The organism is Vibrio sp. LB10LO1 (assembly GCF_010092875.1).
Classification (GTDB): domain Bacteria; phylum Pseudomonadota; class Gammaproteobacteria; order Enterobacterales; family Vibrionaceae; genus Vibrio; species Vibrio campbellii.
Map to the genome: position 1 here is coordinate 37278 of NZ_JAADJW010000006.1, position 17101 is coordinate 54378.

Genomic DNA, 17101 nt, shown 5'->3' on the forward strand with positions numbered 1-17101 from the left:
AAAATTATGATGAACCAAGCTACTTCTACAGCAGCACCAATCTCGAGCACGACTCGCTGGTTACGCTGGGCTAACTTGGCATTCATGTTGTATCTGCTTCTTCTAGCAGTATCTATGGTTGGTAGCGGCTTCAAATGGGCAACTGGCGATCAAGCTAAAGTACTCTTTGAATTTGCGTCTCACCCAGTCGCAGGTCTAATGATCGGTTTGGTAGCTACGGCACTGATCCAGTCTTCAAGTACCGTAACTTCTATTATTGTGGGCTTGGTTGCAGGTGGTCTACCTGTAGAAACCGCTATCCCTATGGTAATGGGTGCTAACATCGGTACAACCGTAACAAATACACTTGTTTCGCTTGGTCACGTTCGTTGTAAAGACGAATTCAAACGTGCATTCGCAAGTGCAACAATCCACGACTTCTTTAACCTACTTGCAGTACTGATCTTCCTACCATTGGAAATGATGTTCGGCATCCTAGAGAAAATCTCTCACTGGTTGGTATCGCCATTGCTAAATACAGGTGATATGAGCATGAAAGGCTTTGATTTCATCAAGCCAATCACTAAACCAGTAGTAAGTGCAATCAAAGAGCCACTAGCAACATTTGGCGACACTATGGGTGGCGTAGCGCTAATCGCTCTAGGTATCGGTACTATCTTCGTAGCTATCACGGTTATGGGTAAGCTAATGAAGAGCCTTATGGTTGGTCGTGCACGTGACATCCTTAAGAACGCAATCGGTCGTGGTCCTATCCACGGTATCGTATCGGGCTCTGTAGTTACTGTTCTTGTTCAGTCTTCTTCTACGACAACAAGTCTAATGGTTCCACTAGTAGGCTCAGGTGTTCTAAAAGTACGTGACATCTACCCATTCACTCTAGGTGCAAACATCGGTACATGTATCACGGCTCTACTAGCAGCAACAGCGGTATCTGGCGAGTTCGCAGTATTCGCACTGCAAATTGCACTAGTACACCTAACGTTCAACATTCTGGCGACATTGTTCATCTTCGGTATCCCGTTCCTACGTGAGATTCCAGTGAAATGTGCAGAAGTGATTTCAGAACTAGCTATTAAGAATAAAGCGGTTGTAGCAGGTTACCTACTGGCAGTATTCATCGTGCTACCAGGCTCTATCCTTGCTCTGACAGCATAATAATAAGATTACCATCGCTTATTTTAGGCTCCACTTCGGTGGGGCCTTTTTTCGTTTTGGGGAAGCGAAAACGGGCTCGCCCTATGGAACGCTACGCTTCGGGATAAGGGATAAGGGATAAGGGATAAGGGATAAGGGATAAGGGATAAGACTCGATTATATCCACCTAGGACGGTAAGTTCTGTCAATACTCTCTAACCTTCACTGAGCTTCAAGCGCCACACTCTCGCTACCTACAGCAAAGTGCTTTCATTTCTTAATCACGCTGTAAACTGTGGTAAAAGAGACTCCCGACGACGCTCCTTCGTCGCTTTCGGGAATGACACCGTTTGATTTCAGAGTGATTGAACGTCATCCTCAAGAGCGAGGCACGGGCGAGTTGGGGAGCTTTTATTCCCTCTCACATCTCGGAGCGAAACGTTCCTCAGGGCAGAGCCTGCTCCCTCCTATCCCTCCTCCCTTCGGGCGTAAAAAAGCCGCCCATAAAGGCGGCTTAGAAAACTCAATATACTCGTTAAACTGAGAACGGGTACTGAATTGGATCGTGATGCTCGTAACCTTCTACCCAGAAGTCATCTAGGGTTACCCATGTTTCTAAATCTTCTAAAGATTTGATTTCTGGGTTGATGTGGAAAGTTGCGGCTTTTAGTGGCTCACGCTTCAACTGGATATCGCGCATTGGCGCAAGCTGATCTTCGTAGATGTGTGCGTTAACAATCTTATGGTAAGCCTGACCAGGTTTCTTACCTGTAATTTGCGCCATGATTGCCAAAAACACATACACTTGAACCATGTTGAAGTTCAGGCCTAGCGGAACGTCACAAGAGCGCTGCGTGCTGTTTAGGTACAGCGTGTCACCTAACAGTGAGAAGTGGTGGCTGTACATACATGGACGCAAACAGCCCATGTGGAATTCACCAGGGTTGTAGAAGTTTAGGATTTCACCACGGTCATCAACACCGCGCGTCAAATCATCCACAATCTTACGCAGTTGATCGATATGACCGCCATCTGGCTTCGCCCATGAACGACCTTGAACGCCGTATACGCGTCCCATGTCGTCTTCGCCCTTACGGAATGGGTTGTTCAACCATGCTTCATTTAGGTTTGCGTTCGCATCCCATGTTTTCGTACCTAGCTTACGGAAATCTTCAGCGTTGTCGTAGCCACGGATATAACCAAGTAGCTCAGCAACTGCCGCTTTCCAAAAGCTCTTACGTGTCGTCACTAATGGGAATTGGTTGTTAGCAACATCGTAGGTCAAGTCTGCGTTGATCACCGTTAGGCAGCGTTTGCCTGTACGTTCGTTTTCAACCCAAGTGCCTTGGTCAACGATACGCTGACACAAATCTAAATACTGTTTCACACCAATTCCTTACTTCGTTTCTGCTTGGACTTTGTCTTGGTAAAGACCACGTTTGTACGCCCAAACCATCATAAGGATACCCAGAATGATCATCGGTGAAGATAGGATTTGTCCCATCGAAATGTAACCACCAAATAGACCAAGCTGTGCATCCGGTTCGCGAACAAACTCAACTAGGAAACGGAATGTACCATATCCAGCTAAAAATAGCCCTGATACCGCACCTAAAGGGCGAGGCTTTTTGATAAACCAGTTAAGGATAAAGAACAGCACAATACCTTCTAGGAACATCTCATAAAGCTGAGATGGGTGACGAGGCAGTGGGCCACCGTTCGGGAAGATGATCGCCCATGGCACATCCGTTACACGTCCCCAAAGTTCGCTGTTCATGAAGTTACCCATACGCCCCATACCAAGGCCAAATGGCACTAACGGCGCGACAAAGTCCGCCACACCAAAGAAAGTGCGACCATTCTTATGTGCGTACCAGAACATGGCGGTGATAACACCTAGCAGGCCACCATGGAATGACATGCCGCCAGTCCAGACTTTGAATAGGTATAGAGGATCGGCTAAGAACAAATCAAAGTTGTAGAAAATAACGTAGCCAACACGACCACCAATCACTACCCCAAGGAAACCCGCGAATAACAAGTCAGAAACTTGCTCACGCGTCCAACCACTACCCGGCTTATCTGCGCGACGATTTGCTAACCATAGTGCGAACATAAAGCCGACTAGGTACATCAAACCGTACCAACGAACAGAAACAGGACCAATAGAGACTAAAACCGGATCAATATTGGGAAATTCTAAATATCCCTGAGACATAACTCATTCTCTTCTTATTACTAATAAAACAGGTGGACTTTACAGCAGCATGGTCGCTGCAACAAACATCAAGAACACGGCAAAGATCCTCTTCAAGACCGCCGTAGGAAGGTTGGTTGCCATCTTCGCGCCGACTTTCGTCGTGAGCATCGACGTCATCGCAATCGCGGCCAAAGCTGGCAGATAAACATAGCCCACACTGTAGTCAGGTAGCCCTTCTACTTTGTAGCCATGTAAGATAAATCCAATCATGCCTGAAATCGCAATCACGCAGCCACACACCGATGAGGATCCAACCGCTTTACGCATTTCAATACCATGCTTGTTTAAAAAAGGCACCGACAGTGAACCACCACCAATACCAGCAAGACTCGATACCACACCAATTCCCGTTCCGTACATCATAGTGACCGGACTACTTGGCATTGGATTCTCGCTTTTCGTCTTAATTGAGCGAAACATTTGTACAGCTAGACACAGCACAATCACCCCAAAAACTTTCGGTAAGTAATGCGTTGGGATCCACTCGGCGATATTGGCACCAACAAAACCGCCAATCACCACGCCAGGCATCAGCCATTTGACGACGAACATATCGACGTTGCCAAGCTTAAGGTGGTTAAGTGCAGAAGAACCAGAGGTCACGATGATGCTCGCCAATGATGTTGCTAACGCCATGTGCATGCTCATTTCAGGAGAGATACCAGCAAGAGGAAGAAGGTAAAGTAGCGCAGGTACGACAATCAGTCCGCCTCCGATACCAAGAAGCCCCGCCATCACGCCTACGAAAGCGCCTAGCGCGAGCAATAATATAAATAAAGAGATAGTCACTGTTACCTACTTCTTACCTGCACGAATAAAGCCAGCAAAGCCTTGCTGAATAAAGAAATCATGCATCATTTGATGAATTTCTTGCCCGTATGAACATGACATGGCTTTTTCGACGAGTTTTTCGAGTTCTTTTTGTTGGCTATGACGAATCAAATATTTCACCTTAGCCACGTTCGAGGTGTTCATACTCAAACTGTTGTAGCCTAAGCCCAACAGGAGCAACGCACCAAATGGATCACCAGCTAGCTCACCACAAATACACACAGGCACTTGATATTGGTGGCAAACATCGTGAATTTGTTTTAACGCTAACAACACCGCAGGATGCATGGATTCATAGACATCCGCAACACGGGAATTGTTCCGATCGACAGCCAACAAATATTGCGTTAAGTCGTTGGTACCGACAGAAACGAAGTCAACACGGTGAGCGATAGCCGGCAGCAAGTACACCATTGAAGGCACTTCGATCATCACCCCTACCTTCGGAGCTTGAATTCGCTCATCCAGCAGCACCACCTCGCTGTAGGCTTGATTAATCAGTGCGACGGCGTCGTCGAACTCTTTAATGCCTGACACCATTGGCAATAAAATGCTCAAGTTGCCACTTTCCGCACTCGCCCTTAGCATCGCTCTCAATTGGATCAAAAAGATGTCTGGATGATCCAAGGTAAAACGGATACCACGCCAGCCTAAAAATGGGTTGTCTTCATCAATAGGCAGATACGGCAATGGTTTATCACCACCGATATCTAGGGTACGCATTACAACGCGTTGATTCGGGTAACTGTTCAGAATCGCTTGGTACTGATGATACTGCTCATCTTCTGACGGAAAGTGATGCTGAAGTAAAAAAGCGATTTCCGTTCGATACAAACCAACGCCATCAACACCGGAGTTGATCGCAATATTGCTATCGGCACTCAAACCCGCGTTGAGCATTACTTCAACATGGCAATCATCTTGCGTGATCGCAGGCAGTGCTAAGTCTTTGTTCACCATGGCGAACAATTCAGACTCTTCACTAACAAGGCTACGATACTCGCGCAGAAGCTGCCTGTTCGGTTCTAAATAAATCTCACCAGTGTACCCATCAACAATGCCGTTCTTACCATTTACGACGCTGGTGTTGATGTTCGCGCCCATGATGGCAGGAACACCCAATGCACGTGAGAGAATCGCAGCGTGAGAGTTTGCAGCACCTTCTAGTGACACCACAGCCAACAGGTGTTGTTTTGGAATTGATGCGAGTAAAGTCGCCGTAAGTTCATTGGCAACCAAGATCACCGGACGATCAATCGAGGCATGCTCTTGCTCACTGTTGTGCAAGAAATACAGCAGACGTTGCCCTAACTCTCGAATATCTTGCGCGCGCTCACGCAGGTACACGTCAGACATACGCGCAAAGCGGTTCGAGTAGGTTTCAACAACTTGACGTAACGCCCAGTCAGCACGATCGCCCTTTTCAATCTGCTTCTTGAGATCGCCACGCAGCATTGGATCATTGAGTAAGTGAGTAAAAAGGTCGAAGATCGCCAAGGCGTCTTTATTGATTTCACTGTCGAACTTCTTGCGCATACGACGAAAATCGCTCAGCGCCCTTTCCACCGCGACCGCAAGCAGTTCATGTTCTCGTTCTTTATCTAAGGCAGAGGCAGGGAAAACATCGCTCAAATTAGGCTGGGTATTGTCAAACCAAAACTCACCTATCGCGACCCCCGTTGAAGCTGGTAGCCCTTTAATCACCGTTGGTTTAGAGGCAAGTTGCCAATGACCGAGATTTTGCGCATGGGCAATCAGTATTGCAATCTGAGCAGACAAGGTAACAAGGAAAGACTCTTCCATCTCGCTGAACAAACGCGGCGTTTTCTGCTGGATAACCAACACACCTAATACTTGCTTACGATGGATGATCGGGGTACCAAGAAAAGAGTGGTAAACCTGCTCACCCAATTGAGGAAAGAATTTGAAATCAGGGTGAGTGGAAGCCTCAGCCAAGTTTAACGGTTCTGCACTGCGCTTCACCAAACCGACCAAGCCCTCATTGAAGTTGATATGGATACTATCGCCTTCAAAAGTAAGGCCTTGAGTTGCCATTAACTCAAGGCGCTGCATTTCTTCATTAGCAAGGTAAATAGTACAACACTCAGTGCATAGGGCGGCGCAAGTCTCTTTTACCAATATGTCGAGTGCCAGATGCACGTCATCGACTCTGGAGACTTTTTCAACTATTTCCCTTAGCTGACTGAGCATGTTAATCCTCTATCTACGTTGCTTTTTTCTTTTCCCTTTCGTCTTACGCTCTCGAAAAGGCATGGCTAAAGATGCAAACTCTTTCATTGCTCGACGGTATACGTCACGCTTGAAAGAAACAACTTGCCTAACTGGATACCAGTAGCTTACCCAGCGCCAACCATCAAATTCAGGGGATTTCCCACGCTGCATATTAATGCGGGATTCATCGCATTCTAATCGCAGCAGAAACCATTTCTGTTTTTGGCCGATACAAACAGGCTTGGAGTCCCAACGCACCAATCGCTTTGGTAGCTTATATCTTAACCAATGACGACTTGTTGCGATGATCTTAACGTCTTTTTTCGTCAGACCGACTTCTTCATATAACTCCCTGAACATGGCTTGTTCAGGTGTTTCACCTTCGTCAATCCCACCTTGTGGAAATTGCCATGAGTGTTGCCCGTATCGTTTAGCCCAGAAGACCTGACCATGGTTATTACATATCACAATACCAACATTAAGTCGGTAACCATCGCCATCTATCACTGGCTAACCTCTATGAATAATTTTTTATTACCGTGATTTTTCCACATATCCCCATTACTAGCAAACTTACTGATGTGATATGAGCAAGATTTATTAGCTTTTGGCCAATTTTGGATATCTTTTAAACAGGCATTATTTTATCAACACAAGATTGAGACATAGCCCACATTTATTCACCTTTTCTGTGAATAACTTTGTGAAGAAAACGCTATCAACAAAGAATTTTGTTCAAAACCATCACAAGCGCCAATTTCAATAATGACAAAAAAATTAACTAAACCATTGATTATAAATACATATATTTAGATTTTGTTGAATTAATGATCTTACTTTTCTTGATGATCTTTTCACCAAATACAGATCGGTCAAAGATCGCACAATCGGTTATTTATCCACATTGGACAGGTAGGACTTCATGACATCTCAATAAAATCAAGCCTCAATCATATCTTAAACCCCTGTTTATTCATCCAGCCCACATAGAGATCCTATTGGTCACTTCCTAATCTGTGGATAAGTTATGGATTGATCATTCTTAATCCAGCTCGATGAAATCTTCGACAGAGGATTTTATTCAAATTTGTTAGACTAGATGTTTTCCAATACCACCTTGTCATTATGAAACCAGAACCACAATCCGAAGCAGAACTGATGGAACGCGCGCATGATATTGCGGGCTTAAGCTTTACAGAGCTTGCCGAAGAGGCAGGCATGACCGTTCCTGAAAACTTGAAACGCGATAAAGGTTGGGTCGGTCAATTACTCGAATGGCATTTGGGAGCCCCAGCCGGCAGCAAGCCTCAGCAAGATTTCGCCAAACTTGGGATCGAGCTAAAGAGCATTCCGATCGGTTATTCTGGCAAACCTTTAGAGACCACCTTTGTCTCTGTTGCCCCACTGACTGGCGTGCAAGGTTTAACATGGGAAACCAGTCATGTACGTAATAAACTGTCCCGTGTGCTTTGGGTACCAGTAGAAGGTGAACGCGAGATTCCGTTGGCTGAGCGCCGTGTCGGCAGCCCGTTGATTTGGTCGCCAGATCAAGAAGAAGAGCAGATTCTGAAAAACGATTGGGAAGAATTGATGGAATTGATCGTACTAGGTAAGTTTGATCAAATTTCCGCCAGACACGGAGAAGCGCTGCACTTACGTCCGAAAGCTGCAAATGCGAAAGCTTTAACGGAAGCGTACAGTTCGAACGGAAAACCGATCAAAACCCTGCCTCGTGGTTTCTATCTCAGGACACAGTTTACTGAGCAGATCCTACTGAAGCATTATATTAACGCCCAATCAGAGTAACTAGGGCCTGTAGGTCTTTTGCGGTTAAATTTCGTTCGAGATAGAATCGTTTTAGGCGCGGCAAGAAGTATGTTGCTTAGTCATTCTAAGTAAATGCTTCTTAACAAAGCATAAAACGATTCTAGCCGAACCCTTCGGGCAGCCTTTGTGGTTCATTTCTACAGCGTTATCGGCTTCTCATGTAGGCTAGCTACGCTTCAAAGCCTCTGCCTTGTAGAAATTTCCCATAAAGTGCTGCAAAAATCAGCTCAAAAGATCAACAGGCCCTAATGCGTTACCAGTGACAGTTCAATATCACAGTAAGAGGCTGCGCCATCGCTACCGAACTCATCGTATGCGTTGTGCAGTCTCAAGTAAGCTTTATCAATCCCTAACCTAAGCAGTTCCTCTTTTACCAAATCTAACGATCCAAAATGAATCGGATCTTCGCCATCTTTGATTGGCTCTAGTTGGTGTTTGTACTCCACTGCTAATAGATAGTCAGAGACATCAGAACAACCTATCACAAAGACCTTCGGTGTTTTGTAAGAGTCCTTGTGGTGGCCATGCAACCACATGTCGAGTTGATGCTTCTGCATAATGCACCTCCTTCACAAGATCTTTTAAGTCTAGTTAGCGTATTGATAAGTTTCGAGTTAACGACATTGAGAAACCTAAATCATTTGCGACCACGACTAAAAATCCCCTATATTGGAATGACTTATTCAGTCGGTAACTCTTCAAGGATGTGAAATGCAATATACAAAACTACCGCACTCATCACTCGAGATCAGTAAGATCTGCCTTGGCACTATGACGTTTGGTGAGCAAAATACCGAACAAGAAGCGTTTCAACAGCTCGACTTTGCCCTCGATCATGGGGTGAATTTCATCGATACTGCCGAGATGTATCCCGTTCCGCCGAAAGCTGAGACACAAGGACTCACTGAGCAATACATAGGTAATTGGCTAGCGAAAAGCGGTAAGCGTGAGAAAGTCGTATTGGCAACAAAGGTCGCAGGTCCACGCAACGTTCCCTACATTCGCGAGAACATGAGCTTAAACCGCCGACATATCCATACCGCGATTGATGACAGCCTTAAACGCCTACAAACGGATTATGTCGATCTATACCAACTGCATTGGCCGCAACGTCAAACCAACTGCTTTGGACAGCTCAACTACCCTTACCCAGATAAGCAAGAAGAAGTCACGCTGATCGAAACACTTGAAGCACTGACTGAGTTAGTCAAAGCGGGCAAAATACGTTACATCGGTGTATCGAACGAAACCCCATGGGGTGTCATGTCACTGCTACGTTTGGCAGAGAAGCATGACCTGCCGAGAATCGTTTCCATCCAAAACCCATATAACTTATTAAACCGCAGCTTCGAAGTTGGCTTGTCTGAAATCAGCCACTACGAAGGCGTTCAGCTACTGGCTTATTCACCGCTGGCATTTGGTTGTTTGAGTGGTAAATACCTAAACGGAGCGAAACCTGAAGGCGCACGTTGCACCATTTGGGAGCGCTTTGCTCGCTACTTCACCCCGCAAGGCGTGAAAGCCACAGAAGCGTATGTAAACCTTGCTCGTGACCACGGTTTAGATCCTGCTCAGATGGCGCTGGCATTTGTCAATCAACGCCCATTTGTGGGTTCTAATATCATTGGCGCAACTAACCTAGAGCAGCTCAAATCAAACATCGACAGTATCAATGTTCATTTAAGTGAAGAATTGCTCAATGACATCCAAGCGATTGGCACCACTTACTCGAACCCGTGCCCATAGCGCTTTATTTCCCAATGGACCAAAAACAAAGAGGCTGACCACAATGGTCAGCCTCTTTGCATCAGTGAGTTAAACCCAAGTTGAACCGAATATATGTGAGTGACAGTTCCACTTGGGTTACTGATTACGTTGGTATTCGCGCAGTTAAAACACGGCGAAGATGACGAACTCGGCGTTCAACTTTGACAGCATCAGGCACACTGACATGATTTGTACGACCTTCTTTATCTAAGCCAATATCTTTTAACAAGTGCTCATTTGTCCAAGGGATTTGATGAGCATGACGGCGGACCATACGTTGCCATTGCTTTTCTTCACGTTTCAAATCAGCTTTCAAAAGCACGGTGGCCAATTTCAAATAGATAGAGTGACGCATAATTTTTCTCCAAATAGCGATAGATAATCGACTGGGAAAAATAGTGGGCTAATTACACAGAGAGATTCTGTTGAGACTAAGCCGCTACTTTTCCGCAGCCTAGAAATAAGAGGTAGGTTACGGATTAATTTAATCTAATGAGCCAATGGCGTCTTGTTTGATCGCTTCGAAGGTTGAGCGAACATCAGACATACGATCAGCGCAAGCAGTGGTGTTAACAACGTAATGTTTCATCTTGCGCCTCCTAGCTAAAAATTAATCCGTGATTGATGTGATATAACTCATTGAGTTACGGTTGAATTGTAAGCAACAGAGGATATTTATCAAACCATTTTTGTATTTTTGCTTAAAAACAAACCATTAGCCTAAAATCAGGTTGCATATGGTTTTTTGAATAACATATTCAACTAAGGAATATATAAAAACTCGAGTTTTATAAATACTCAGCATTTACGCACAAAAAAGGAGCGACATTCCGCTCCTTTAATCTTGCTGCCAGATAGACGGTTTATACCGTCTGCTCTGAAATCAAGTTGTGTTTGTTCAGTAATCGATACATGGTAGCACGCGATACACCAAGCTCTTTTGCGGCATTCGATACCTGACCAGAGTGCGACTCCAACACCACCAGCAATGCATCTCGTTCGCTCTTCTCACGAATCGACTTCAGACTGCGTTTTGAGTCGTTACGTTGAGGCAAGTCTAGGTGATGCTCTTCAATCATGACGCTATCCGACATCAGAACTGCGCGTTTCACTTGGTTCATCAACTCACGGACGTTACCTGGCCAAAAGTAACGCGTCAGCGCTTTCAAAGTGTCTTCCGAGAAGCTCTTTGCCTGTGAGTTGTACTCTTTTGAGAATTCCTGCAGGTAGAAACGCGCCAACAAAGCGATGTCACTCGCACGCTCTTTCAAGCTCGGTACGTTGATGCGCAGTACGTTGATGTAATGGTAAAGCTCTTCATTGAAGTCACCATCGATTAGCGCTTTCTCAACGTCTGATGAGTTCGCAGCCAGAACACGCACATTAACGTTTTTCGCGCCATCACGAGTCTCAATCGTACCTTCTTGCAAGAAGCGCAAGAGATTCATCTGCTGCTCTTTCGAAATCGTTAAGATGTCATTGAAAAGAACGGTACCGCCATCGGCTTGCTCAAGTAGGCTTGGTCCCATCTCTTCATCGGCATCAATACCAAACACTTCCGCTTGGAAACGTTGCTCGTTGAGTGCACGACAGTTGATTGACAAGAATGGCTTGTGAGAGCGTGAAGAGACTTTATGAATAGCACGCGCAACGGCCTCTTTACCTGTACCGCTTTCGCCGTAGATAAGAATACTCACATCCGTTGGACCAATACGTTTCACTTGATCACGCAGGCGCTTCATTGGGATAGATTCACCAATCAACCCCATGTCTAAGCTATTACCAAAGCTCGGCCAGACTTTCTTCTCTAGTTTTAGCATGCCCAATTGGTGGCCAATGGTGCTTAGCAGCTGCGCATCTGGAATTGGCGCAGTGAAAAAGTCGATACAGAAGTTCACGATGAACTGACAGATGGTATCAGTTCCAAGTTGAGATTCGCGGATGAAAGCCAACCAACGCACGTGCTTATGAGAACTCACTAAGTTTGCTAAACCGTTAAGACTGAACTCATCATGGCTGAGGTCAACTATACCAATGCATGGTCCAATATCTTCTAACAATGTGTTGGCTTTACGTAAGTCACCCACTTGGTGACACTTCCATCCCACTTGTTCTAGTACTGATAACCAAGGTTCGTAAGTACCGCCAACTACGACTAGCGATCCCGGAATGGAATCCATCTTAAACTGCCCAGCCATTCTTTAACCCTTATTGATTGTTGATAGAAATTTCGCTCCACAAACCCATCTTTGCGAACGGGTAACATTATCGAGACTGTGCCTGACGAAGTCTGTCTCAATATTAAGACTATGCAACAGATTGAGATTTGGCGAATGGTTATTTGACTATACCATCCGAACTAAAATGCAAATAGTTGAATTAGCTCAAATTAAAGTTACAAAAAAACCACCCGAAGGTGGTTTTTATGACTCAGCGAGGAGATTACGCTTGTGGGCGCATCGCTGGGAATAGGATCACGTCACGGATAGTGTGCGTGTTAGTCAGCAGCATAACTAGGCGGTCGATACCGATACCTTGACCTGCTGTTGGTGGTAGGCCGTGCTCTAGTGCAGTGATGTAGTCTGCATCGTAGAACATTGCTTCGTCATCACCAGACTCTTTCGCTTCAACCTGTGCTTTAAAGCGCGCGTCTTGGTCTTCAGCGTCGTTAAGCTCAGAGAAGCCGTTCGCTACTTCACGGCCACCGATGAAGAATTCAAAGCGGTCAGTGAAGAACGGGTTGTCATCGCTACGACGAGCCAATGGAGAGATATCTGCTGGGTAACCAGTGATGAACGTTGGCTGCATTAGCTTAGGTTCTGCTGTTTCACCAAAAATCTCTTCAAGAAGCTGACCACATGTCCAGAAAGATTCTACTTCAACGTGAACAGATTTCGCGATAGAAACCATTAGGTCACGGTTTTGAATGTCTTCTTCTGTTAGCGCTTGGATTTGCGCGTGGTCTGGGTTGTAGTGCTTGATTGCTTCGAACATGCTCATACGAGTGTAAGTGCCGCCAAATTCAACCGTGTCATCACCGTAAGGCATTGACGTTGAACCTAGAACTTCTAGAGCAACTGAGCTTAGTAGCTCTTCAGTTAGGTCCATCAGATCTTTGTAGTCTGCGTACGCCATGTAGAATTCCATCATTGTGAATTCTGGGTTGTGACGTGGAGAAAGACCTTCGTTACGGAAGTTACGGTTGATTTCGAATACGCGATCGAAACCACCAACAACTAGACGCTTCAGGTATAGCTCTGGTGCGATACGTAGGTACATTGGCATGTCTAGTGCGTTGTGGTGCGTGATGAATGGACGTGCACTCGCACCGCCAGGGATAACGTGCATCATTGGCGTTTCAACTTCCATGAACTGTTTAGTGATCATGAAGTTACGGATTGCAGACATTACTTTAGAACGTACTACGAACGCTTGACGAGAATCTTCGTTAACGATTAGGTCAACGTAACGTTGACGGTAACGCATCTCTTGGTCAGTTAGGCCGTGGAACTTCTCTGGTAGTGGACGAAGTGCTTTGGTTAGCAATTCGAACTCTTCCATGTTCACGTATAGGTCGCCTTTACCAGACTTGTGCAACGCACCTTTAACACCGATGATGTCACCGATATCTAGACCTTGGTATTTTTCTTTCAGTACTTTTTGTACCGCCTTATCAGCGTAAGCTTGGATACGGCCAGAAGTTTCTTGAATTACCAAGAATGGGCCACGTTTAGCCATGATACGGCCAGCGATTGCTACTACGTGGTTAAGCTCTTCTAGCTCTTCCTTCGTCTTTTCACCGAACTCTTTCTGAAGGTCGCCCGCTAGTGCGTCACGACGGAAGTCGTTTGGATGGCCGTTCGCTTTGCAGCTCTTTCGGATTGCATCCAGTTTAGCGCGGCGTTCAGCAATTAGCTTGTTCTCTTCTTGTGCAGAGGCTTCTTGTACAGTTTCGTTTTGAACAGCATCAGTCATTTTCGATGTATCCTGTTTTTTGTCGGTGAAAAGCTTTATAGACCTGATTTCAGGCTAGCTTCAATAAATTTGTCCAGATCGCCATCAAGAACCGCTTGAGTATTACGGTTTTCAACGCCCGTACGGAGGTCTTTAATGCGCGAGTCATCCAATACGTAAGAACGGATCTGGCTACCCCAGCCAATGTCAGACTTAGCGTCTTCATTAGCTTGTTTTTCCGCGTTTTGCTTTTGCAATTCAAGCTCAAATAGCTTCGCTCGAAGCTGTTTCATTGCCTGATCTTTGTTCTTATGCTGAGAACGGTCGTTCTGACATTGCACTACTGTGTTCGTTGGAACGTGCGTGATACGTACCGCAGATTCAGTGGTGTTAACGTGCTGACCACCCGCACCTGACGCACGGTAAACGTCGATACGTAGGTCAGACGGGTTAATGTCGATATCAATGTTTTCATCAATCTCTGGGTAGATAAACGCAGAAGCAAATGAGGTATGACGACGGCCGCCTGAATCGAATGGCGATTTACGAACAAGACGGTGAACGCCTGTTTCTGTACGTAGCCAGCCGTAAGCGTACTCACCAGAGATCTTCACAGTTGCGCCCTTAAGACCCGCAACTTCGCCTTCCGATACTTCGATCACCTCAGACTTAAAGCCTTTCGCTTCAGCCCAACGTAGGTACATACGTAGCATCATGTTGGTCCAGTCTTGTGCTTCTGTACCACCTGAGCCTGCTTGCAAATCGATGTAGCAATCAGAGCTGTCGTGGTCGCCAGAGAACATACGACGGAATTCAAGCTGTTCTAGCTTCTCTTCCAACTCAGCAAGTTCTGGTTCGATTTCGTCAAACGTTTCTTGATCTTCTTCTTCAACCGCAAGCTCTAGAAGACCTTCAACGTCCTCTACACCTTGTTCTAGTTGATCGATCGTCTCTACAACCGCTTCAAGAGATGCACGCTCTTTGCCTAGTGCTTGCGCACGTTCTGGCTCGTTCCATACATCCGGTTGTTCAAGTTCTGCGTTGACCTCTTCTAGACGCTCTTTCTTAGCGTCATAGTCAAAGATACCCCCTCAGGACATTCGTGCGCTCAGACACGTCCTGCAGACGGTTTTTAATTGGATTGATTTCAAACATGTTGGCTCAACATTTTAGAATAGAATTTAACCGAGAAATTCTACTCAAAAATGTGACGGAGATACAGGAAAATTTCGGGTGGGAAATCAGATTGCAATTAGAGAGAGCACGGTCATAAAATTTTTGCCCCACAAAAAGGCGACCGTACTCTATAAGAAGTGACTTTCTAGGTATTACTTGGCTTCGATGAGGTCAATCATTAGTTGCAATGATTGGTTGCCACGAAATTCATTCACATCCAACTTATACGCTAGGCGTACTGTTTTGACCGATGCATCTGGCCAACGACGCAAATCAACGTTAAACGCAATACCGTCGATCATCACATTGGTTGGATGACCTTTGTAAAGCGGCTCTAGCATCAACTTAAGGTGCTTCTCCCCCACCAGCTTTTGGTGCAATACTTTAAACTCACCATCGAAAATTGGCTCTGGGAAAGCTTGACCAAAAGGGCCACCCGAGCGCAGCTGCTCCGCGACATGCATGGAAAACTCTTCAGGCTTAAGCTCACCGTCAGACATGATCACGCCTTTAAGCGCGGCTTCATCCAACTCTTTCTTCACGACTTCATCAAACAAACGGCTAAAGCGTTCAAAGTCTTGCTCTTTGATGGTTAAGCCCGCCGCCATCGCGTGGCCACCAAATTTGATGATCAAACCAGGGTTTTGTGTATCGATGAAATCCAGCGCATCACGCATGTGAAGCCCCGGAATAGAGCGACAAGAGCCTTTAATTGTCCCTTCACCACCATCAGCAAAGGCGATAACCGGACGATGGAACTTCTCTTTGATACGCGAAGCAAGAATACCAATCACGCCTTGGTGCCAATCACGTTGGAACAGCGCTAGGCCGTATGGCAGTTCACTGTTTTCACCAAATTGAAGACGCTCACAAAAAGCCATCGCCTCCTGCTTCATCCCTTCTTCAATCTCTTTACGAGTTTGGTTCAAACCGTCCAACTCACTCGCCATGCGACGCGCGGCATGGATGTTATTAGACATCAGCAACTCAACACCAAATGACATGTCATCCAAGCGACCTGCGGCGTTAATGCGTGGTCCCAGAGCGAAACCAAAATCAGACGCGACCAAACGATGTGCATCGCGCTTCGCGACTTCAATCAAGGCTTGAATGCCCGGACGTGCTTTGCCCGCACGAATACGCTGCAAACCTTGGTGTACAAGGATACGGTTATTTTCATCCAGCGGCACAACATCGGCGACCGTACCAAGTGCCACTAAGTCAATCAGTTCCATTAACTTAGGCTCTTGCATGCCTTGCTGCGCGAACCAATTCTGTTTGCGCATGTACACGCACAGTGCCATCATCAGATAGAAAGCCACGCCTACCCCAGCCAATGCTTTCGATGGGAAAGCACAGCTGTCTAGGTTTGGGTTCACCATCGCATCCACATCCGGAAGCACTTGCCCCGGTAAGTGGTGGTCAGTCACCAGCACCGTAATGCCATTTTCTTTAGCATAACGGACACCCTCAATCGACGAGACCCCGTTATCCACCGTCATGATCATTTCTGCGCCAAGCTCTAAAGCTTGATCAACCACTTCCGGGCTCAGTCCATAGCCATCTTCGAAACGGTTCGGCACCAAGTAATCCACGTTATTACTGCCCAGCATACGTAAGGCAAGCACCGACAAAGCAGAGCTGGTTGCACCATCGGCATCAAAATCACCGACCACAATAATGCGCTTTTGCTCATTAATGGCTTGGAACAGCAGTTCAACCGCTTGGTCAATGCCACCCAACTGTTGGTACGAATGCAAACCGCGTGCAGAGGTTTCTAGTTGAGCCACATCCGTGATGCCACGGTTAATGTATATGCGCTTTAGAATGGCAGGAATGGAATCAGGAAGAAGAGAAAGATCCGGTTCGGGACGTCGTTGAATTTCTATCATGTTTGAAAAGAGCCAGCGAATACGGCTG

The 17101-nt window shown here is 46.0% G+C and carries 14 protein-coding genes; 3 read left to right on the forward strand and 11 right to left on the reverse strand.

Annotation, left to right across the window (positions count from 1 at the left end; genetic code table 11):
• Positions 1-6 precede the first annotated feature (6 nt).
• A complete protein-coding gene (locus GXP65_RS06005) occupies positions 7-1155 on the forward strand; it encodes a Na/Pi symporter (RefSeq protein WP_005533254.1) in 1149 nt (382 codons plus the stop codon).
• Positions 1156-1669: 514 nt separating this feature from the next.
• On the opposite strand, the gene GXP65_RS06010 is transcribed toward GXP65_RS06005, so the two are convergent.
• From GXP65_RS06010 to rppH, 5 genes are read right to left on the reverse strand one after another with little or no spacing between them, the layout of a single operon-like run.
• On the reverse strand, positions 1670-2521 hold the full coding sequence (locus tag GXP65_RS06010) for a thymidylate synthase (protein WP_005434888.1): 852 nt from the start codon (positions 2519-2521) through the stop codon (positions 1670-1672).
• 9 nt (positions 2522-2530) lie between these two features.
• Positions 2531-3352 carry a prolipoprotein diacylglyceryl transferase gene (gene lgt / locus GXP65_RS06015; RefSeq protein WP_005428620.1) on the reverse strand — a complete coding sequence of 274 codons (822 nt, stop codon included), beginning with the start codon at positions 3350-3352 and terminating at the stop codon, positions 2531-2533.
• Positions 3353-3391: 39 nt separating this feature from the next.
• A complete protein-coding gene (locus GXP65_RS06020; RefSeq protein ID WP_162092305.1) occupies positions 3392-4183 on the reverse strand; it encodes a sulfite exporter TauE/SafE family protein in 792 nt (263 codons plus the stop codon).
• Between the two features lie 6 nt (positions 4184-4189).
• A complete protein-coding gene (ptsP, locus tag GXP65_RS06025; protein WP_038888988.1) occupies positions 4190-6436 on the reverse strand; it encodes a phosphoenolpyruvate--protein phosphotransferase in 2247 nt (748 codons plus the stop codon).
• 9 nt (positions 6437-6445) lie between these two features.
• Positions 6446-6964, reverse strand: coding sequence for an RNA pyrophosphohydrolase (rppH, locus tag GXP65_RS06030; protein WP_005434895.1), 519 nt, complete (start codon positions 6962-6964; stop codon positions 6446-6448).
• A 618-nt stretch (positions 6965-7582) separates the two neighbouring features.
• Between rppH and mutH the strand changes: the two genes are divergently transcribed.
• Complete coding sequence (gene mutH, locus GXP65_RS06035; RefSeq protein WP_162092306.1) at positions 7583-8263, forward strand: DNA mismatch repair endonuclease MutH; 681 nt, start codon at positions 7583-7585, stop codon at positions 8261-8263.
• Positions 8264-8529: 266 nt separating this feature from the next.
• On the opposite strand, the gene GXP65_RS06040 is transcribed toward mutH, so the two are convergent.
• On the reverse strand, positions 8530-8841 hold the full coding sequence (locus GXP65_RS06040; RefSeq protein ID WP_005447906.1) for a DUF6482 family protein: 312 nt from the start codon (positions 8839-8841) through the stop codon (positions 8530-8532).
• A gap of 154 nt (positions 8842-8995) precedes the next feature.
• Here GXP65_RS06040 and GXP65_RS06045 point away from each other — a divergent pair, with 154 nt between their 5' ends.
• Entirely contained in the window at positions 8996-10030 is a 1035-nt protein-coding gene (locus GXP65_RS06045) for an NADP(H)-dependent aldo-keto reductase (protein WP_105064799.1), read from the forward strand.
• Positions 10031-10154: 124 nt separating this feature from the next.
• On the opposite strand, the gene GXP65_RS06050 is transcribed toward GXP65_RS06045, so the two are convergent.
• From GXP65_RS06050 to recJ, 5 genes are all read right to left on the reverse strand, one after another.
• Entirely contained in the window at positions 10155-10406 is a 252-nt protein-coding gene (locus GXP65_RS06050) for a DUF1127 domain-containing protein (RefSeq protein WP_162092307.1), read from the reverse strand.
• Positions 10407-10914: 508 nt separating this feature from the next.
• Positions 10915-12249, reverse strand: coding sequence for a cyclic-di-GMP-binding transcriptional regulator VpsR (gene vpsR / locus GXP65_RS06055; RefSeq protein ID WP_012127033.1), 1335 nt, complete (start codon positions 12247-12249; stop codon positions 10915-10917).
• A 244-nt stretch (positions 12250-12493) separates the two neighbouring features.
• A complete protein-coding gene (lysS, locus tag GXP65_RS06060; protein ID WP_103410231.1) occupies positions 12494-14026 on the reverse strand; it encodes a lysine--tRNA ligase in 1533 nt (510 codons plus the stop codon).
• A 35-nt stretch (positions 14027-14061) separates the two neighbouring features.
• Positions 14062-15160 (reverse strand): peptide chain release factor 2 gene (gene prfB / locus GXP65_RS06065; protein ID WP_100208484.1). Its coding sequence is split into 2 segments (ribosomal slippage): positions 14062-15084 and positions 15086-15160, totalling 1098 coding nucleotides; the frame shifts between segments, so codons are not numbered across the junction.
• 173 nt (positions 15161-15333) lie between these two features.
• Positions 15334-17073, reverse strand: a complete 1740-nt coding sequence (gene recJ, locus GXP65_RS06070) for a single-stranded-DNA-specific exonuclease RecJ (protein WP_162092308.1) — start codon at positions 17071-17073, stop codon at positions 15334-15336.
• Between the last annotated feature and the right edge of the window lie 28 nt (positions 17074-17101).

What these genes read in the sequence shown, in the direction of transcription:
- lgt (WP_005428620.1), bottom strand. Translation starts at nt 3,352, where the DNA reads ATGTCTCAGGGATATTTAGAATTTCCCAATATTGATCCGGTTTTAGTC.
- GXP65_RS06050 (WP_162092307.1), bottom strand. Translation starts at nt 10,406, where the DNA reads ATGCGTCACTCTATCTATTTGAAATTGGCCACCGTGCTTTTGAAAGCT.
- GXP65_RS06005 (WP_005533254.1), top strand. Translation starts at nt 7, where the DNA reads ATGATGAACCAAGCTACTTCTACAGCAGCACCAATCTCGAGCACGACT.
- mutH (WP_162092306.1), top strand. Translation starts at nt 7,583, where the DNA reads ATGAAACCAGAACCACAATCCGAAGCAGAACTGATGGAACGCGCGCAT.
- recJ (WP_162092308.1), bottom strand. Translation starts at nt 17,073, where the DNA reads ATGATAGAAATTCAACGACGTCCCGAACCGGATCTTTCTCTTCTTCCT.
- GXP65_RS06040 (WP_005447906.1), bottom strand. Translation starts at nt 8,841, where the DNA reads ATGCAGAAGCATCAACTCGACATGTGGTTGCATGGCCACCACAAGGAC.
- vpsR (WP_012127033.1), bottom strand. Translation starts at nt 12,249, where the DNA reads ATGGCTGGGCAGTTTAAGATGGATTCCATTCCGGGATCGCTAGTCGTA.
- lysS (WP_103410231.1), bottom strand. Translation starts at nt 14,026, where the DNA reads ATGACTGATGCTGTTCAAAACGAAACTGTACAAGAAGCCTCTGCACAA.
- GXP65_RS06045 (WP_105064799.1), top strand. Translation starts at nt 8,996, where the DNA reads ATGCAATATACAAAACTACCGCACTCATCACTCGAGATCAGTAAGATC.
- ptsP (WP_038888988.1), bottom strand. Translation starts at nt 6,436, where the DNA reads ATGCTCAGTCAGCTAAGGGAAATAGTTGAAAAAGTCTCCAGAGTCGAT.